Origin of the sequence: Arthrobacter sp. 9V, from assembly GCF_902506065.1 — a bacterium.
Lineage (GTDB): Bacteria > Actinomycetota > Actinomycetes > Actinomycetales > Micrococcaceae > Arthrobacter.
The window spans coordinates 617910-635497 of sequence record NZ_LR732912.1; the positions used below are offsets into that span (position 1 = coordinate 617910).

Genomic DNA, 17588 nt, shown 5'->3' on the forward strand with positions numbered 1-17588 from the left:
CCCGCTTTCAGCCATCCAAAGTAACCACAGAAAGAACAGGAACAACGTGAGCATTCAGCAGCAGGTCCCGTCCGCAACCCTCAAGGTGGGAGTTGTGGGCATCGGTTGGGCCGGCCAGCAGCACCTCAAGGCGTACAGCACCATTCCCGGCGTCGAAATTGTGGCCGTCGCGGGCATGGAAGAAGAGCTTCTCGCCCAGCTGAAGGAGGAATACAGCATTCCCCACGCCTTCGCCCGCTGGGAAGACATGATCGAGCTGGAAGGCCTCGACGCCGTCAGCGTCGCCGTGCCCACGTTCCTTCACGCACCCATCGCGATTGCGTCGCTCGAGCGGGGACTGCATGTGCTGAGCGAAAAGCCGTTGGCACGCAACGCCGTCGAAGGTCAGCAGATGGTGGACGCGGCCCGCAAGGCCGGACGGGTGCTGGACGTCGCGTTCAACCACCGCCGCCGCGGCGACATTCAGGCGCTCAAGGAAGTGATCGACGCCGGCACGCTCGGGCGTCCGTACTACGCCAAGGCATCGTGGCTCCGCCGCCAAGGAATCCCGATGCTCGGCAGTTGGTTCACCAACCCTGAGCTCGCCGGCGGCGGTCCGCTGGCCGACATCGGCGTGCACGTACTCGACTACTCGCTGCACCTCCTAGGCGAGCCGAAGGTTCTCGCCGTCTCGGCATCGACCCACTCCGAACTCGGCCCGCGCGGCCTCGGCGGCAACGCCCGCTATACAGCCTCGAACTCCAGCCATAAGTTTGAAGTGGAAGACTTCGCCTCCGCGTTCATCCGGCTGGAAGGCGGCGGGACCCTGATCCTGGAAGCCGGCTGGGCCACCTATCGCGACGAGAAGGACCTGATGGACTTCACCGTTTACGGGACCGACGGCGGCGCGGACTTGCGCTCGGTGGGCGCCTCCGAGAACCCTGTAGCGGACGTCCATGTCTTCACCGAGAAGGACGGCGAAAACGCCGACTTCGAGGTGGTGGCCGAACCCGGGCGAGCCCACCAGGCCGTCGTCGACGACTTCATTGCCTCCGTCCGCGGTGGCGAGACGGTGTGGGGAAGCCACGACGGGTCTCTTGCCCTCAGCCGCGCCCTGGTCCTTGATGCTTGCTACAAATCCGCCCTCGAACAACGTGAAGTGGTGCTCTAAATGTCTGATTCTAAATTGAAGATTGTTGTCTGGAACGAGGCCGTCCACGAGGCCCGCAACGAGCCGGTGACTATCGGCGAGATGTACCCGGAGGGGATTCACGGCGCCATCGCCGCCGGGCTCCGCGGTTTCTATCCTGACTCTGAAATCTCGACTGCCACGTTGGCTGATCCTGAGCACGGACTCTCTGAAGAAGTCCTGGAGCAGACTGACGTGCTGCTGTGGTGGGGTCACATCGCTCATGAGGAAGTGGCTGACGAAGTGGTGGAGCGTGTACAGCGGCACGTGCTGGGCGGCATGGGTTTGGTGGTCCTTCACTCGGGGCACTTCGCGAAGATCTTCACTCGACTCCTGGGGACCACCTGCTCGCTGAAGTGGCGCAACGAGGGCGAACGCGAACTCGTGTGGACAGTGAAGCCTTCGCACCCGATCGCCGCTGGGATCGAGAGCCCGATTGTGATTCCGCAACAGGAAATGTACGGCGAACTCTTCGACATTCCGGAACCCGATGACCTGATCTTCATCAGCTCGTTCACCGGGGGAGAGGTGTTCCGCTCTGGCGTGACGTTCTCGCGCGGCAAGGGCCGGATCTTCTACTTCAGCCCCGGCGACCAGGAATACCCGGTGTACCACCAGCCGCAGATCCAGAAGGTGATCGCCAATGGTGTTGGCTGGGTTGCCCAGCCTGGTGTGTTCCGGGAGGCGCCTGAGGTTAGCAACCCTGCGCGGGGGTGGTTCGAGGGGGCGTAGTTGGCCGGGTTCTTTGACGCCCCGACCACCGAACAGAAATTACTCGTTGGTCGGGACGTTGCCTTGGTCAGGAGGGGGTTCTGTCACTTATAGCTGGATGAACCTGGACATCGCGTCGGCTTTTACGGCGAGAAGTAAGTACGGCGTCGACCGAGATGACAATCGCTGCGACGACAAGGCCGATACCGAAACCCTGCAGAGCACCGTAAATGGGCCAGAAGATGGCGAACGGTACGAAACCTGCCAAGAAAAAGACAAGACTGCGAACGGTCCGAGGAGTCACTTTCATGTGACGACGCTAACACGGTAGAAATGCTCAGGAACTCTCTCATCACGATGTCCTATCACCCCATCCGTGGAGTTGCCAGCTCTTGGACTTCGAATAAGCAACCACCTAGGCCACCCCAAATAACCACCTAGGTATACCCAAATCTTCCCCAAAATGGTCCAATTCACCACCTAGTTCCGTCTTTTCGCCCTGTGGCGTATCAACCCGCCCATAGTGTCCTTCTCAGAACGCAGCCTCGGATAAATGCCGGGGCTGCCGGAGAAGACAACTATTGGGGTTGGGGAATTGAAGCTGAGTCAGCAACAGAGCACTGCCGCCGCTGTGGATCAATGGATCACGGGGGTACCGGGACGGATACCGGGCCACGTCATTTTTGTTGAGAATCCCGAGCATACGGATTACGCGAAGACGCTTGCCGGTGAGGGCTCTACGATTCTGGTTCTGAACGGGGACAAAGCCGACGACGGCATAGTTCCTGTATCGGGGTCTTTCGATGCCGCTGGGGAAGAGCTCCTGGTGGACGGCACCCTCAGTCTGGAAATCCAGGACTATGTGGCCATCCCGTTTGTGAACCTCGTGGGCGTGACAATAGTCCGGATCACCACCGAGGAGGACTGGCAAGCCTTTTTCCACGACGCAGAAGAAGCTGTCCGTTCCGGCTACTTTGTCCAGCAACTCACCGAAGTCAACGCTGTTCTGGCGGAGCGACGGCTGTTGAGCGGGCCCGCAAAGGACAACCTGCTACTAGCACGGCTTCACATCACGTGGGATGGTTCCGTCAGGACCGGGCCCTATGGAACCAAAATCGGCCAGGTAGGTGACTCGCTCCCTGACATAAGGGTTCGGGCCGTTTCCTTGAGGCCGGAGTCCGCCGTCGCCGCCGTCTATTACCCGTGGGACGTTCAAGACTCCCTTGAGGCCAAGCCCTGGATCCGGCGCTACCTGGCTGCTCTGGATGCTTGGAAGTTCATTCCCCGTGAGGACAGGGCCAACACAAGCCTGGTGGGATTCGGCGTGAGCCTCTACGGCGCTGCTCTCAACGACGGCCTTCCGTCAGCAAACGCTCCTTTTATCCTCAAAAGGGCAGGCGAGCACACGCTGCTGGACACCAGCACAGGCCGGCTCTTCAAGATCGGGTCGGACGCCGCGGTCATCATTGAGGCCGTCTCCAACATGCGTGACATCAAGGCTGCTGCCAGGGCCGTGGGACCGGCCCTCAAGGTTTCAGCGGCTGTGGCCGAGGGTGCCACCAGAGCCGTGGTCAGCCATTTTGAACAACTCGGCACCAGCATCATGGGTGCGAGCCGATGACCGTAGTGCCGGTCCTGCCAACCCCAAGAACTCAGCGTCCACTTTGGGTTCCCCTTGTTACCCAACACGACTTCAATGAAGCCAGCTACACGGCAGTCACAGCCGACGGCGTCCACGTCACATTCGAGGACGGCCAGCAACGGATCTGCGCAAAGAGCGGCCTGTGGAACACCAACCTCGGCTATGGAAACCAACAAATAGCTGAGGCCATTGCCAAAGAACTCCACACCGCCTCATACCTTCCCCTTTTCCGCAGCTCCCACGGGAAAGCGGTTGAGGCGTCCAGAGCTCTTCTGAGCCTGCCTGCACACAACTTCCAAAGAGTGGTCTTCTCAACCTCCGGGGGAGCGGCCAACGACGCGGCCATGAAACTCGCCCGTCAGTACTTCGTCTTGAAGGGGCAACCCGAGCGGAAACTGATCGTGGGGCTCAGCGGCAGCTATCACGGGCTGACCTACGGAAGCCAAGCCCTCAGCGGCGATGAACTGGGACAGGCGTTGTACGGCGTGGACCGGCGGAATATCCGCCACATCAGATTCGACGACGACGGCGTGGAACTGACCCGGCTGATGCAAAGGGAAGGCCACAGAATCGCGGCTGTGATCATGGAACCTGTTCTGGGGTCAGGGGCGGAACTGGTGCCGGACGCTTTCGTGGAGGAGCTCATCAAGCAGCGGGACCAGCACGGTTTCCTTCTGGTGGCGGAGGAGGTAGCCACAGGCTTCGGCAGGGTGAACGGCTGGTTCGCTTCGGATGCGTGGCCCCAACAGCCGGATGTCATTGTCACATCCAAGGGCCTGACCAACGGCACCAGCGCATGCGCCGCACTCTTGATAGCCCCACGAGTAACGCAGCTCTTTGACACAACGGAGTCCATTTTCGTTCACGGGGAAACCCAAGCGGGAACCCCGGCAACATGTGCCGCCATTCTCAGCACCATCGCCGAGATGAAGAGGCTGGACCACCACACTTTGAACAAGCAGGTGGCGCAGGGCCTGAGCAATCTCATCGAGGAGCTTCAACGAACGCCCGGCGTAGGCAACTCAACCGGCCTGGGCTGCATGCGTGGACTGAAGCTCCACTCCAAAAACGGAATGCCGCTCGAATCACACGGCGTCCTGGCTGTGGTGAAGAGCATCCACCAAGCTGGCGCCATAGTGCAGCCCGGGCCTGGCCGGATCCAACTGTTGCCGGCGCTCACCTACACCGAGGAGAACTTTGCAGAACTCCTCTCCGCAATAGAGGCAGGCTTACGCGCCGCTGAACGCGACGGAGTGTTCGAATGATTGCCGATCACGGGCTAAGGACCCGCTGCATCATTTCCGACGACGGGACGGCAGGTAAGTACGTCGGCGCCCTCACCCGTGGCAGAACGGGCTTGGTAGTAGATAAGGATCTCGGAGTCCACCGGGACAACCTCCTCGCTGATGACCTCAAAGGATCAGCCGTCCTTGAACTGACTGCAGAACCGGTCACCGTGGAGACGCTCCGGAACGTTGGCAGCTTCATACGTGAGAACGGACTTCAGACTGTTGCGGGGCTGGGCGGCGGCTCAGTGATGGATGCCGTAAAGCTTGCAGCGCTCTTCACCGCTGACCCGGCCCTGACCATATTTGCTGAGCGTCACGCCAAACGTTCCGGCCTGCTGGTGCTGCCTCCGATTGCGAACCCCAAGGACCGTCCCAAGACCATTCTCATGCCGTCCACCGTGGGAACCGGCGCTGAAGTCAGCGCTGTAGCTTGCCTGGACACCGCCGTCGGACGCCGTCTAATTGTCTCGCCGAATCTGGCTGGTGATGTAGCAATGCTCGACGCCGGTCACCTCGCCACCCTGCCCAAGTATCTGGTTTTCGAGGGCCTGCTTGAAGCTCTTCTGAGGGTGGCCGGGACCATGGTGGGCAGCCGCCACAGCATTTTCGACGACGACGCCCACATCCTCATCCAGCGGATCGTCCGCTTGGGAGAACGACTGAGGCTTTACGATGCGCCGGAGCTCCGGCTGACGGCTGCACGCCTCAGCATGGAGACGCACACGGGATGGGCTCTTATGGGCCGTAACCCCTACGGGGCGAAGCACTGGTACCTCGCGAACGAGCTCGCTTACGTGACGGGGACGCGAAAAATGACGGCAACAGCCGCCGTGATCGGCCCTATCTGGGAGGAGATCGCACACGGTGCAGCAGCTTGGGGAGACCGCTTGCGGCTCCAACAACTGTGGTCCGTGGTCACCAAAGCAGTGCCTGACCTTGACTCGAAACCGGGTCCTGGGATCAACGATCTGATGCGGCGGTGGGGCATCTTCGGCCTCCAGACGATCAGCGAGAAAACGCTGTTCAGAACCACAGAAGCTGCCCTCCGGAACTGGGGCGGAGCGCTCCCCATGCTTCGTGGCGTTGACGCCGTGCAGATTCACCACATTCTCACCTCAGCGGGGAGAGGACACCACGTCTTGCTAGGCCCCACGGGCGATCTACGAGCGGGCAAGAGGGAGGAGGTGAGTACATGAACAGCACAGCACTCAAGGGTCTGGATCTCAACATCCAAGAGCTGGAGGCCATGGACGTTCCGGACGACTGGGACGAACGGATCAAGGGCATCACGGCAGGACTGGCATTGGTGGGCATCGCGGTGGCCATCACCTGATCGCCCGGCCCACCAAAGCAAACCACCACCAAGGCAAACACTCACCGAGGGGAGGTGAAAACGAATGCAAAATCAGCTCAACATCTCCATCCAGGAGATCGAATCAATGGACACTCCGGACTTCAACAACTGGTTCATCGGTGTGACCCAGGGAGTAGCTATCGGCGTGATCGCCGTCAGCATCACGTAACCCTCCGCGTATATCCAGTGACCTAGAGAGATCCAGAGACCCAAGAAAGGAGGAGCCAATGATTGCAACCTCGAACCTTCAGCTGACCATCGAAGAGCTGGAGAACCTTGACACCCCGGACGATACACCGTGGTACATCCGCGTTGGTGACGTCATTATCATCGCCGGAGTCGTCGTCGGCCTCGCCGCTACCTAAGCAGTGCACGCGGGTGGTGCCATGTTCGCCGCCACCCGCGTGACCCCACACCACAACCCCAACTCCGGAGAAGACGAGCTGATGAACACCGCACCAGATGAGACCGCCGACGCTATTTTGCGGATCCTTGGACACGTCGATCCGCCTGAGGATCTGTACAGTGCTTCGGGATCGCGACTCTATGACCAGATCACTGCCAACGATCTCACTGAGCTTCCTGAGATCCTTGCCGCGGCCCGGAAAACCTCCGGACCGATCCTGGAACTCGCATCAGGCTCCGGAAGGATCACCAGGCCTCTCCTTTCCTTGGGGCGTCCACTGACCGCGGTGGATTCGTCACCGGAAATGCTGGCAATGCTGAAGGAGAAGGTTGCCACCAAAACCTTCAACCCGCGCGATGTACAGGTTGAATTGGTAGAGGCGGACATGTCCCGCTTTGACGTCGACGGCGTTTACGGTTGCGTAGTTCTGGGTGCCAGTTCCATTACACTGCTTGATCCGGCCGGCCGCTGGGAGCTGTTTCGCCGAGTGCGCCAATGCTTGGCAGCGGACGGACAATTCCTGCTGACGGTTCTTAATGCGGACAACCACCAAGCCCCCGTGAGCAACGACGGCCGCTGTACGGTTTCAGCACTTGGTGAAAATTCATTCCTTATCACTGCGGAGGGCTGGGACCCTGCCAACGGTGCGCGTCACGTCACCATGATTGATGTCAGCTTCGGTGTAGACGGGACATACAGATCATCCGCATACGCGAGCGACGTCGCTTTTCTGAGCAACAGCATCCTTGAGGAAGAGATCGTGGCCGAAGGACTAACCATCCTTGAACGCCGGCCGGTACGGATAGCGTCGCCAAGTCCTGGTTTGAATGATGTGGAGTTATGGGTTTGCGGCAAATGAGCGTAGATGCCGTACGAACACTCCACCCTTCCCTGGGGCTGGTTTCCGAAGCGTCCATCTACGTGCCCAACGAGGTGGGGCTGTGGCGAACCGTGGGCCAATTGGCCAACGGCGCACCGGGTGTTCGGCTCGCTTCTGCCGTAGGTGCCTTTGACGTCACCAAGAGGGCGTCGCTGACCAGAGGGGCAGGCGAAGCGGTTGAACGGTTCGCGTTGGTTCCCGTGCCGGCAGATTCTGAGCATTTGCTTGCCCGGAAAGGAATCCTGGACACGAAGATTGATTTTGTGGGCGCGGGCCTGGGCCGCGCGTCGGCCCACACCGGCCATGTCCCTTGGTACCGTGCCACGGATCTACTCACTGGACAGCCCGCGCTGGTGCCTGCACCTGTTGTGGACTATGCCCCTGGGCACGGACCGCTGAACCCTTGGGACGGCCATTTCGATCCCTCGCCCAACGGTGCGGCGTCCGGACCTTCGAAAGCCTTCGCACAGTGCTCCGGCATCGCGGAGATCATGGAACGGGACGCCTTCCTCACAGCATGGCGCCACAGGATTCCACTGCAAAGGTTCGACGCCGAAAGCATGCCCGTAGCAGTGCGTCAGGCACCGGAGGCCAGGGGACTTAGTTTGCTCCTTGTTGCTGCCCGGGCAGCCGGTGTGCAGCCCACCCTTGCCTTCATCCCCAGCGATAACAGTCCGCTGCTGACCGCCGTTTGCATCATTACTGAGGACAAGGAACCGGCCAGATTTGGCGCCGTGGGACTCAAGACTGCCGCTGACCCCCTCATTGCTTTGAGGGGAGCACTTCAGGAAGGGCTGCAAATCCGCGAGCTGTTTCTCACCCGGGCACAGTCTGCCGGGCCAGCAAAGACGGTACCGGACTTACCAGTGACGGACGACGATTCCCGTGCTGACTTCTGGACAACTGCACCGGCGATCGCTGAGTTGCGGCGGTGGGTTGGATCCTTTAAGCTGTCCTGCTTTCCTGGAAACCGACCCGCACCTGCTGTGGATGATTTGGTGAAGTATTTGGCAGGACGGAAAATTCGCGCTCATTGGGTCAACCTCACACACAGGCTTCCGGCGGGGATCCAAGAACTGGGTTGGGTGGCCGGCAAGGCCATCTGCCCTGGGGCCGTTCCTTTAACCATGGACGAAACCAAGGAACTGTTCGTCATGCCGGGCTGCCCTTCAACCCCACACCCGCTGATATGAGCAGGTCCGGGAGGGCCGCGCAGGATGAGGTCGAGTGGCCGGTACAGCTTGCGCCGGCTGCTTCCATCGACGTTCCGCTGCAGGAGGGCGGGCCGTGGATAGTCGCTATCAATGGTGTGCCGAAAGCGCGGGTCTCGTCCGACGTCGCCCTTGTTTTGAAAGCAGTGGACGGCGAGCTGCAGGCTGCCGAGGTCGCCCAACTCCTGGGTTCAACCTGGACGCCGGAGGATGTGGAAGGGATTGTGCGCCAGCTGGCCAACACGGGAATTTTCGACGACGGCGCCAGGCCGGCTGAGGCTCGACGGATCCAGTTCAGGCCGCCTTTCACTGTGCAATTCACCCTTTTCAAACCGGCACCGCTGTTGGAGACATTCCGCCCGGTAGTGGCAGCGATCCTTCGGCCCGGGGGAGCCGTTGCAGGCTTGCTGCTCCTGCTCGGCGGACTGATCGGTGCGCTGTTGGCAGGGCCCATTATGTGGCGTGTCCTCTCAACTCCTCTTCCTTTGGAGGCCTATCTGTACGTGGTGGCGGCGATGTTCGTGTCCACGCTGCTGCACGAACTTGGCCATGGCATGGCGCTCACCTACTTCGGCGGTACACCGCGGCGGATCGGCATCATGCTGTTCTACCTGTCGCCTGCCTTCTTCTGCGACGTGACGGATGGTTGGAGATTGAGTTCCGGAAAGCAGCGAGTGCTCGTCGCCCTTGCCGGTCCTCTGGTGCATGTTGCCCTGGGAAGCATTGCCATGACGGCCCAGGTGTTTCTTCCTGAGTCGCCAGTGAAGGACGCCGCCGTGCTCTACGGAATCATTTGCTACGCAGTGGCCGTGCTGAATTTGTTTCCCTTCATCAAATTGGATGGCTACGTGGCGTTGATGTCCGCCGTGGACATTCCCCATCTCCGAAAGAAGTCGATTGATGCACTGGCCGACGTCGTCAGCTCACGCATTCTCGGCTCCCGGCGCGGTTCTCCCAACCAAAGTCTTCTGCCATGGTTCGGGCTAGCAAGCTTTTTGTCAGGGATTGCCTTCATGGTGGTGGGCTACCAGCGACTCGTGCCGATCTTCCTGCAGCTTGGCTACGTCGGGCACCTTGTTGTCTTTCTTGTCCTCTGCCTGCTGCTGGTGATGGCCGCCAAGAGCGCGGTCCGGTTTTTCCGCATGGCAACCCTGAATGGAAGCCCGGCGTGGAGGCAGGTCATGGTTATGGGTCTGGGAGCCGTGGCCGTCGCAGCATTCCTCATACTCGTTCCGGTACGACCCTTAACCGTTGCGGGCTACACGTACGCAGGTGGCGAATTGCGGATCGTGGCCCCGCTTCAGGATTCCGGCAAGGCGTTCCTTCCGGGCGACCACGTCACTCTGCAATCGCAGGGAATGATCATTCACGAAAACCTTGGCAGCGCGACGATTGGTGACCCGCCGCCGTCGAACTCCATTGCTCCGCTGGACACCATCGCCCCCATTGCCTTGGCTGGAAACAACCTGCCGGTAACCGCCTATCCGGGCGAGTTGGAATCGGGGATAAACCTCTCTTCTTCAGGACGGGCCGAAGTGACAAGCCAAGAGGAGACCAGCTTGGGGAAGTGGCTGTGGGATACCGCCCTGAACTCGCCGCTATGGCCGGGCCAGCCCGGACAAACCACCGCATCCACGGGAGGGCGCTCATGACAATCCATGCCAGCTTCGAGGCGTTCAGTAAGAAGAGAGGCTCCCGGTTCGCTGTGGAAGACCTCACCTTCGACGTACCTGCCGGGCGTGTGGTGGGCCTGATTGGTCCCAACGGCGCTGGAAAAAGCACCGCGCTCGCAGGGCTGACTGGCCTCCTGGAAGCAACCTCCGGGAGCGCAACTGTTTTTGGCCGCGACTACCGAACCCTGCCCAGACCTGCCACGAAAGTCGGCGTCAATCTGGACGGCATGGACGTGGAACCCGGATTGACGGGACGCAGGCACCTGCAGATCTGCCGGCTGGCTGCCGGAGCTGACCGTGGGGATGTAGAGCGCGTCCTGGAATTGGTGGATCTCGCATCGGAAGGAAACAAAAGAGTCCGGGACTACTCGCTGGGAATGCGTCAACGCCTTGGAATTGCCTCCGCTTTGGTGGGCAGCCCGGAACTGCTTGTCCTGGATGAGCCCGCCAACGGACTGGACCCTGAGGGCGTACAGTGGCTGCGAAGATTCCTCCGGGATTTTGCTGCGTCCGGAGGGAGCGCCCTCGTTTCAAGTCACCAGCTCATGGAATTGGAACAGGTTGCGGACGAAGTGGTGATTCTCAAGCAAAAGACGCTGTTTCGAGGCACCCTCAAAGAGGCGAAGACCCTCGGCGGAGGCAGCCTGGAGTCCGCATATTTCAAAATTTTGGAGGGCTCCCGGTGAATGGAACAGGAGTCAGTTCCCTGGCTGGCGGGCTCCGCTCAGAGCTACTGCGATTTAATAGCGGTTATTCAGTTCTCGGCATTCTGGCATTTACCGCGCTGATCCCATGGTTTGTTGCAAACTTCCTGGGTTGGCCAGGTAACTCGGAAGGGCTATCAGCAGCCGAAAACGTCCAGAGATTCTGGGCCGTTTCAGCCAGCATTGCACCCGTGGCGACGTTTGCGGGGAGCTATCTTGTAACCCGCGAGGCCTATTACGGGACCCTTCGGCGCACCGTGGTGATGTCAGGGCTGAAGCAGGTTCTGATCGCCAAATATCTGGCCGCAGCAATCATTGGTCTTGCCACGGTCATCACAGGGATAGTGCTTTGGGGCGTCAGCATTGCGTTTTCCCTGCCCCCTGGCGTGCTGGATGAACTGCTGGGTGCCGAGTCCTGGACCCGGATGCCCGGCGTCGTGCTTGCCTCAACCATGAGTTCCTTGTGGGGCTGCTCGTTGGGTTGGATCATCAGGCATTACTACGCCACCACCATTCTCACCTTGCTGATCCCGCTGGCCCTTGAGGTTCCCCTCATGGCAAGTTCCCCCGAAATAGCGCGTTGGCTACCTTCGGGCGCTTTGGCGGGAATTGCATCCCTGCCATTTGAGGGTCTTCTGGGTCCGTTGCCGGCCTTCCTTGTATCGCTTGGCTGGATCCTCGGGGCAGGTTTCGTTGCAGTGCGGCTTCTCAGAAGGAAGGAGTTCTAGTGGTTCGCGCTTTTCTTTCGGACGTGAGGCGGCCCTGGCTGTGGCTGGGATCAGCCATCTGCGCCCTGCTGGTGCTGGGGCTCGTGGGCGTACTCATAGGCATGGCAAGCCTTGAACCTCAAACACCGCCGGGGATTGACCGCGTTCTCCTGCAAGCAGGAATGTCCCTCACTCTCACGGCAGCTGCTGTGACGGGGTCCTTCTCCTTCACCTCGGATTATCGGGCGGGGTGCCTCGCGCGAAGGGTCCTGCTGTTCCAGCGGGCACCGGCGTTCCTTGCTCGGGCAGCCAGCACTGCACTCACGGCCCTCTTGCTTGGAGCAACCGTAGGCGTGCTATTCGGGGTGATGGGAAAAATTTTGGGCGGAGCATGGGGATTCACTCCCCAAACAGTCCTGGCCTTCGCTGGCATGGCAATCATGGGATCCGTGTGGGGCTTTTCGGTCGGATCCCTCATACGCAGCCACTTGGTAAGCCTCTTCGTGGTGCCTCTGAGCTTGGTACTTCCAGAACTCCTGGCCGGTTCATTAGGGCATGCCGAAGCATTCCTCTTCCCTGTCCTGGCAGCCGACTGGGCTGACCAGGTGACTGTCCACATACCAGCGTCAGGATCTTTTGTGGGGGCCGCGATTTGGCTTGTAGTAATCACAGCGGTTGCGTTCGGGGTGTTCCTGAAGCGGGATCTGGCCTGACATTTCATCATCTTCAATTTAAGGAATTCGCAATGAACCGCAGTCCGTTGGTATGGCTCCTTTTAGCACTGGTGCTTGGTGCCTACGCCGTGTCCATTTTTGTGTCCGATTCAGATCAAATGTGGTGGTCCACCGTTTCCGGAATCGTCATCGCGGCGGCATCCCTGGTGACCCTGTGGCGGTTCATCCTGGAGGTCAGGAAGAACCGCCAACCCTGAGACGTTCGCTGCGCCTTACCTGCCAGGTTTGCCCGATTTCACCACCATCGCCGAACCTCCGCCACGGCGCTCCGGCTCGGCTGCCGCCGTCAACGATCCGTCCGGGTTGAACTCAATGGCGGTTGCGGCCCCGATCTCGGCAGCGGAAGTGAAGGCATCACCGGCCGAAACCAGATCATGCCCCAACGCCTTTAGCGCAGGACCGTAAGCGTCAATAAAGGCAGGCTCAGAAGTGACTGTGGCACCGTTCCGAGGAGAAGTGCGCGGAGCAGCAAGCGCCTCCGAGACTGTCATCCCCAAGTCGACGCGGTTCAGGATGGTCTGCAACACCGTAGTGATGATGGTGGAACCACCCGGGGAACCCAGTGCCAGGAACGGCTTCTGGTCCTTCAGAATGATGGTGGGCGACATGGAGGACCGGGGCCGCTTGTTCGGTTCAATCCGGTTGGGATCCTTCGGGTCATAGACCGTGCTGAAGTCCGTCAACTCGTTGTTGAGCAGGAAGCCTCGGCCCGGAACAACCATTCCCGAACCGCCTGTCTGCTCGATCGTCAGCGTGTATTCCACCACGTTGCCCCACTTGTCGGCGACCGTCATGTTGGTGGTGGAGATGTTCTCTGTATCCGTGTCATTGGCGAGGGGTGCCACGGCAGCCGGGCACGCGCCGTCGTACGTCTCTATGTTGCCGGGGGCTACAGGCTTGGTAGTGGCCGCCGTCGGATCAATTTCGCAGGAGCGTTCCTTGGCAAAGACATCGTCCAGCAGCGTCTTGGTGGGCACCTTCACGAAAGCAGGATCGCCCACGTACGCACCGCGGTCCGCGAATGCCAGTGAGCTGGCCTCGATGTAATGGTGCAAGGAATCGACGGGCATCATGCCCTTGAGGTCATAATTTTCCAGGATGTTCAGCGACTCACCCACTGTGGTGCCGCCGCTGCTGGAAGGAGCCATGCCGTAGACCGTGTAGCCGCGGTAGTCCACCTTGGTGGGGGCCTGGTCCACCACCTTGTAATTGGCCAGGTCCTGGGTGGTCATGAAACCGACCGGGACAGGAAGCGTGGTTGTGGCGGTCTTGGGCGGAGCCTGCACCGTCTTGACGATTTCCTCGGCGAGTGGGCCGCCGTAGAAAGCGTCAGTGCCTTCTTTGGCAAGTTGCCGGTAGGTTGCCGCGAGATCGGGGTTCTTGAAAACACTTCCGACGGCGGGAGCGTCACCGCCTGGAAGGAACAGGTCCCGTGTGGAGGTGAATGCGTCGAAGCGGAGCTTGTTGTCCAGCGTCTGCTGCCGGAAGGTCTTGTCCACAACAAAACCTCGGTTCGCCACCTTGATGGCAGGCTTCAGCGCCTCGCCCAAGTCCAAAGTTCCCCAGCGCTCCAACGCCCGCTCCCATGTTGCGGGTGAGCCGGGTACCCCCACGGACACGCCGCTGGTGACCAGCTCGGGGGTGAACCTGTAGGGCTTCCCGTCAGGATCCGCCGGATTGATGAAGGCATCGGCGGGCATGGCTGCCGGAGCTGTCTCCCGCCCGTCGATGGTTCCCACCTGTTTGGTCTTCGCGTCATAGAACACGAAGTAGCCACCGCCACCAATGCCTGCGCTGTAGGGCTCGGTGACTCCCAGGGTTGCTGCTGCTGCGACGGCGGCATCGGCAGCATTGCCACCTTTTCTTAGTACTTCGATAGCGGCAGCGGAAGCCTCGGGATCTACGGTGCTCACGGCACCGCCGTAACCGGTAGCTGTGGCTGTCTTGTCTGTTTCGCGGGGGTCTGCGAAGGCCGGGCTGGCCATCGCGCCGCTCGTCGCGGTTAGTGCCAAGGCTGCCGTGACCGCAGCAAATTGACGTCTCACATGTGTCATGGTGTCTCCCAGAGTTGTTCCAGACGATGATGTGGGTGGACGGTCCGGTCACCCTATCGCGCGGTTTGGCGAGGAACAACGGTTGATTCTTGACACGGAATCGGTAGTCAGGCTGAGCTCGGACTGGGTTAGGGCGGGCCTTTACCACTGACTTTGAGAGTCCCGACACCCAGGACACGGCTTGAAAGCGGTGTGTCGGCTGGGTTTCGAATTCAAAGTAGGTGGTGGGCGCACGGCCCCACTCTCACACGACCAACCGCAGCGGCCTCTGCCCCAGCTGAACGATGATTTCCTGCCCCCACGACGCCGTCAGTCGGTCATCTTCCATGCCGTCGCCGAAGACCACCAGCTGATCGGAGGCCACGGTGACCCGCAGGACTTCGCTGGCTTCCAGGACGCCCTCCGTCAATGAAGCTCCGCTGACGGGGGAGGGCCACGCTTCGCGGACGAACCACGCCAGCCGCGGATCGGTGGGGGCAGGAAGGGCGCGTCCACCGCGTTCCAGGGCGATCGATGCGCACCAGCCCGTTGCCCCTGTACCGGTGGAAACGATAAGGCCCGACGACGACTGCCGCTCAGTTTGGCCGCCCGGCTGGGTGAAACTGGGGGCCGTAACGGTGTACTTGGCTGACTGGTGGGAGGCGTGCCCGACGAAAACTTCGTTGAGCGCCGAAAGCTGCTGACCGTCGTCGAGCGTTGCCGTTACGGTGGTGAGGTTTTGGCAGCGAAGGTGGGCAGTATCGGCGGTGCCGAGAAGGGCGGCAGCCGCTGCCGGCGTGTGCCGAACCAGCACTCCGGGGTTGGCGCCGGGCTCGGGATCGATGCCTATGACGGGCTGCCCGTTCAGGTATTTGGCGACGTTCGCCACCAGCCCGTCCTGCCCCACCACGGCGATGATGTCCTCGGCGGTGAGCAGGAAGCGGCTCAAGTCGGCGCGTTCCACTTCCGCCTGCCGCCAATCGGACGGTACTGCAGCCCTGATGGTTGCCAGGGCGGAAGTGAGCCGGTCATGCCGGTCCTGCACGTCCTGGATGCTGCGGCCACGGGTGCGGAGGAAAAATTCGGCTTGGCCGCGGGTGGCATGCCGGTCCAGTAGTTCCTGGAGTTCGGTTCGCCGGTGGACTATGACGATTCGCGGAGTTGCCATGACGGGTCCTTACTTGGTGGCTTCAACGGTGGCGGCGGGTTCCTTGAACAGTCCGGCGAGTGCTCCGCTGAGCAGGTCCGGGGTGATGGTGAGGTTGCCGATGTTCGGCAGGCTGCCGGCCGCGTCCTTCAGGGCCAGTGCCAACAGCGTGGCCTGTTCCATGCCGCGGTAGACCTCCATGGTGGCGGCTTCGCGGGCTGCGGCTGCTTCACCGACGAGTCGGATCTGGTTGGCTTCGGCCGCGGCGCCAATGCCCTTTCGTTCAGCTGAACCCTGTGCCTCGATAAGTCCCGCGGCTGCCTTCTCTTCAGCTGCGCGGCGTGCGTTGGCACCTTCCTGGGCCACCAGGTTTTCGCGGCGGACGGCCAGTTCGATCTGGCTCGCCATCTCGTTCTCGGAGATGGTGCGTTCACGCTCGACGGCGACTGCCCGCCTTTCGTACACAGCCCGGTCTGCTTCGGCTTGGAGTTGCTCGCGGACCGGAGTCTGCAGTGCGCGTTCAACATCAGATTCGGGCCGCACGGCCAGAACCTGGACGCCCAGAATTTCGATGCCGGTGGACTGCAGCCTGGCGTCGGCGCGCAGGGCTTCGGTGAGGACCAGCCGGAGTTGGCTCACTCCGCGTTCCAAGGCTTCGGCCAGCGTGGTGGTGGCGATCTGGTCTATCGCGTGGCTCTGGCACAACTGTCCGATGATGGTGGACACCTGCTCGCGGCCTGTTGCCGGAGCTTTCCCAGCTGTCTGGAGACCGAAGTCGAGGCGGGTGGAGACGGCCACGGGGTCAATGAAGCGGTAGGTGACGTTGGCCTGCACGCTGACGTCCTGGTGGTCGCGGGTGATGGCGTGGAAGAGCGTGGGCAGTTCCTGATCATCCACGGGAACCTCGCTGAGCACGGAATTTGCCGGCCGGAACCAGAACGCCTGGCCCACTCCTTGGTGCCGCACGGCGCCCTTCTGAAGGTGTACTACATAACCGGTGGGGCTGCCAAGGAAGTGGCTGATCCAGGGGTAGCGCTTGATGTTTGCCATGATGCTCGCCTCTTTCATTTAGTTGTCGTCAATTTGACGATAACCAAACACTAGAACGGCTCACCCTTTATTGTCAACATGACGATAACTATCTACGATGGAGGCATGCCTGAATCCCATCCGGCGCCGCAGCGATTTCCGGTGACAGTCGACGTCGTCGCCCTGACCGTGCGCGACGCCAAGCTGAACGTCCTTCTCATCACCCGCCTCATCGAACCCTTCCGCGGCAAACTCGCGCTGCCGGGTGGCTTTGTCCTCGCGGGCGAGGAACTGCTGGAGGCGGCGGGCCGCGAGCTTGCGGAAGAGACCGGCGTCGAACATCTGCCGGGACATCTGGAGCAGCTGGGAAGTTATGGACCCAAGGGGCGCGATCCCCGCGGAGACGTCCTCACGGTGGCGCATCTGCTGCTGGCGCCGGACTTCCCGGTGTTGACGGCAGGAAGTGACGCTGAGCAGGCTGCCTGGTATCCGGTGCAGGACGTCCTTGACGGATCACTTGAGTTGGCTTTCGATCACGCCCGGATCCTGGACGACGCCTTGGAGCGGGCAAAGTCCAAGCTGGAATATTCACCCTTGGGCGCGGCCTTCTGTGGCGAGGAATTCACGGTTGCCCAACTCCGCACGGTGTACGAGGCGGTGTGGGGGACGCGCCTTGACCCGCGGAACTTCCACAGAAAAGCCACCGGAACGCCCGGCTTCCTGGAAGACACAGGGCGAATGACAACAGGCGACGCCGGGCGGCCGGCTGCCCTGTTCAGGCTCGCCCCCGAGGCGCGCCCGACGCCGGGCCAGCCCACCCGGGCGGTACTGAACCCCCCGCTGATGCGCCCCCGCGAATAACGCCCCTGCGCACCCAACTGGGGGACAGTAAACGCTCTA

General features: G+C 61.1%; 19 protein-coding genes. 16 read left to right on the forward strand and 3 right to left on the reverse strand.

Annotated elements, in window-relative coordinates:
• Positions 1-46 precede the first annotated feature (46 nt).
• From BACI9J_RS02925 to BACI9J_RS02990, 15 genes are all read left to right on the forward strand, one after another.
• Entirely contained in the window at positions 47-1150 is a 1104-nt protein-coding gene (locus BACI9J_RS02925; protein ID WP_159733104.1) for a Gfo/Idh/MocA family protein, read from the forward strand.
• Positions 1151-1900 (forward strand): ThuA domain-containing protein, encoded by a 750-nt coding sequence (locus tag BACI9J_RS02930; RefSeq protein WP_159733105.1) that lies wholly within the window; start codon positions 1151-1153, stop codon positions 1898-1900.
• Between the two features lie 532 nt (positions 1901-2432).
• Positions 2433-3500, forward strand: a complete 1068-nt coding sequence (gene mpaB / locus BACI9J_RS02935) for a daptide biosynthesis RiPP recognition protein (protein WP_236558324.1) — start codon at positions 2433-2435, stop codon at positions 3498-3500.
• The gene (gene mpaD / locus BACI9J_RS02940; protein ID WP_159733106.1) at positions 3497-4786 is read left to right on the forward strand and encodes a daptide-type RiPP biosynthesis aminotransferase; all 1290 of its coding nucleotides are present in this window, start codon (positions 3497-3499) and stop codon (positions 4784-4786) included. The genes mpaB and mpaD overlap by 4 nt, the downstream gene beginning before the upstream one ends.
• Complete coding sequence (gene mpaC, locus BACI9J_RS02945) at positions 4783-6006, forward strand: daptide-type RiPP biosynthesis dehydogenase (RefSeq protein ID WP_159733107.1); 1224 nt, start codon at positions 4783-4785, stop codon at positions 6004-6006. Before mpaD ends, mpaC begins: the two co-directional genes overlap by 4 nt.
• Positions 6003-6143 carry a daptide-type RiPP gene (locus BACI9J_RS02950; protein ID WP_159733108.1) on the forward strand — a complete coding sequence of 47 codons (141 nt, stop codon included), beginning with the start codon at positions 6003-6005 and terminating at the stop codon, positions 6141-6143. The genes mpaC and BACI9J_RS02950 overlap by 4 nt, the downstream gene beginning before the upstream one ends.
• A 64-nt stretch (positions 6144-6207) precedes the next feature.
• Complete coding sequence (locus BACI9J_RS24600; RefSeq protein WP_268891908.1) at positions 6208-6333, forward strand: daptide-type RiPP; 126 nt, start codon at positions 6208-6210, stop codon at positions 6331-6333.
• Positions 6334-6391: 58 nt separating this feature from the next.
• Positions 6392-6529: a daptide-type RiPP gene (locus tag BACI9J_RS02955; RefSeq protein ID WP_159705956.1), complete on the forward strand. Its 138-nt coding sequence runs from the start codon at positions 6392-6394 to the stop codon at positions 6527-6529.
• Positions 6530-6610: 81 nt separating this feature from the next.
• Positions 6611-7429 carry a daptide-type RiPP biosynthesis methyltransferase gene (gene mpaM, locus BACI9J_RS02960; RefSeq protein WP_159733109.1) on the forward strand — a complete coding sequence of 273 codons (819 nt, stop codon included), beginning with the start codon at positions 6611-6613 and terminating at the stop codon, positions 7427-7429.
• Positions 7426-8643 (forward strand): YcaO-like family protein, encoded by a 1218-nt coding sequence (locus BACI9J_RS02965; RefSeq protein ID WP_159733110.1) that lies wholly within the window; start codon positions 7426-7428, stop codon positions 8641-8643. The genes mpaM and BACI9J_RS02965 overlap by 4 nt, the downstream gene beginning before the upstream one ends.
• Positions 8640-10313: a daptide biosynthesis intramembrane metalloprotease gene (gene mpaP, locus BACI9J_RS02970; protein ID WP_159733111.1), complete on the forward strand. Its 1674-nt coding sequence runs from the start codon at positions 8640-8642 to the stop codon at positions 10311-10313. The genes BACI9J_RS02965 and mpaP overlap by 4 nt, the downstream gene beginning before the upstream one ends.
• The gene (locus tag BACI9J_RS02975; RefSeq protein ID WP_159733112.1) at positions 10310-11020 is read left to right on the forward strand and encodes an ABC transporter ATP-binding protein; all 711 of its coding nucleotides are present in this window, start codon (positions 10310-10312) and stop codon (positions 11018-11020) included. Before mpaP ends, BACI9J_RS02975 begins: the two co-directional genes overlap by 4 nt.
• 209 nt (positions 11021-11229) lie before the next feature.
• Complete coding sequence (locus BACI9J_RS02980; protein ID WP_236558326.1) at positions 11230-11766, forward strand: hypothetical protein; 537 nt, start codon at positions 11230-11232, stop codon at positions 11764-11766.
• Entirely contained in the window at positions 11766-12458 is a 693-nt protein-coding gene (locus BACI9J_RS02985) for a hypothetical protein (RefSeq protein ID WP_236558327.1), read from the forward strand. Before BACI9J_RS02980 ends, BACI9J_RS02985 begins: the two co-directional genes overlap by 1 nt.
• Positions 12459-12490: 32 nt before the next feature.
• Positions 12491-12676, forward strand: coding sequence for a hypothetical protein (locus BACI9J_RS02990; protein WP_159733113.1), 186 nt, complete (start codon positions 12491-12493; stop codon positions 12674-12676).
• Between the two features lie 15 nt (positions 12677-12691).
• On the opposite strand, the gene ggt is transcribed toward BACI9J_RS02990, so the two are convergent.
• From ggt to BACI9J_RS03005, 3 genes are all read right to left on the reverse strand, one after another.
• The gene (gene ggt, locus BACI9J_RS02995) at positions 12692-14533 is read right to left on the reverse strand and encodes a gamma-glutamyltransferase (protein WP_159733114.1); all 1842 of its coding nucleotides are present in this window, start codon (positions 14531-14533) and stop codon (positions 12692-12694) included.
• Positions 14534-14777: 244 nt separating this feature from the next.
• A complete protein-coding gene (locus BACI9J_RS03000; RefSeq protein ID WP_159733115.1) occupies positions 14778-15680 on the reverse strand; it encodes an NAD(+)/NADH kinase in 903 nt (300 codons plus the stop codon).
• A gap of 9 nt (positions 15681-15689) precedes the next feature.
• Complete coding sequence (locus BACI9J_RS03005) at positions 15690-16709, reverse strand: SPFH domain-containing protein (RefSeq protein WP_159733116.1); 1020 nt, start codon at positions 16707-16709, stop codon at positions 15690-15692.
• 105 nt (positions 16710-16814) lie between these two features.
• Between BACI9J_RS03005 and BACI9J_RS03010 the strand changes: the two genes are divergently transcribed.
• Positions 16815-17549, forward strand: coding sequence for an NUDIX hydrolase (locus tag BACI9J_RS03010; protein WP_236558329.1), 735 nt, complete (start codon positions 16815-16817; stop codon positions 17547-17549).
• Positions 17550-17588 lie beyond the last annotated feature (39 nt).

Bases quoted from the DNA above. Each gene is read 5' to 3' on its own strand.
- mpaP (WP_159733111.1), top strand. From the start codon at position 8,640: ATGAGCAGGTCCGGGAGGGCCGCGCAGGATGAGGTCGAGTGGCCGGTA.
- BACI9J_RS03010 (WP_236558329.1), top strand. From the start codon at position 16,815: ATGCCTGAATCCCATCCGGCGCCGCAGCGATTTCCGGTGACAGTCGAC.
- mpaD (WP_159733106.1), top strand. From the start codon at position 3,497: ATGACCGTAGTGCCGGTCCTGCCAACCCCAAGAACTCAGCGTCCACTT.
- BACI9J_RS02930 (WP_159733105.1), top strand. From the start codon at position 1,151: ATGTCTGATTCTAAATTGAAGATTGTTGTCTGGAACGAGGCCGTCCAC.
- mpaB (WP_236558324.1), top strand. From the start codon at position 2,433: ATGCCGGGGCTGCCGGAGAAGACAACTATTGGGGTTGGGGAATTGAAG.
- BACI9J_RS02955 (WP_159705956.1), top strand. From the start codon at position 6,392: ATGATTGCAACCTCGAACCTTCAGCTGACCATCGAAGAGCTGGAGAAC.
- BACI9J_RS03000 (WP_159733115.1), bottom strand. From the start codon at position 15,680: ATGGCAACTCCGCGAATCGTCATAGTCCACCGGCGAACCGAACTCCAG.
- BACI9J_RS02965 (WP_159733110.1), top strand. From the start codon at position 7,426: ATGAGCGTAGATGCCGTACGAACACTCCACCCTTCCCTGGGGCTGGTT.
- BACI9J_RS24600 (WP_268891908.1), top strand. From the start codon at position 6,208: ATGCAAAATCAGCTCAACATCTCCATCCAGGAGATCGAATCAATGGAC.
- mpaM (WP_159733109.1), top strand. From the start codon at position 6,611: ATGAACACCGCACCAGATGAGACCGCCGACGCTATTTTGCGGATCCTT.
- BACI9J_RS02950 (WP_159733108.1), top strand. From the start codon at position 6,003: ATGAACAGCACAGCACTCAAGGGTCTGGATCTCAACATCCAAGAGCTG.
- BACI9J_RS02990 (WP_159733113.1), top strand. From the start codon at position 12,491: ATGAACCGCAGTCCGTTGGTATGGCTCCTTTTAGCACTGGTGCTTGGT.
- ggt (WP_159733114.1), bottom strand. From the start codon at position 14,533: ATGACACATGTGAGACGTCAATTTGCTGCGGTCACGGCAGCCTTGGCA.
- BACI9J_RS03005 (WP_159733116.1), bottom strand. From the start codon at position 16,709: ATGGCAAACATCAAGCGCTACCCCTGGATCAGCCACTTCCTTGGCAGC.
- BACI9J_RS02975 (WP_159733112.1), top strand. From the start codon at position 10,310: ATGACAATCCATGCCAGCTTCGAGGCGTTCAGTAAGAAGAGAGGCTCC.
- mpaC (WP_159733107.1), top strand. From the start codon at position 4,783: ATGATTGCCGATCACGGGCTAAGGACCCGCTGCATCATTTCCGACGAC.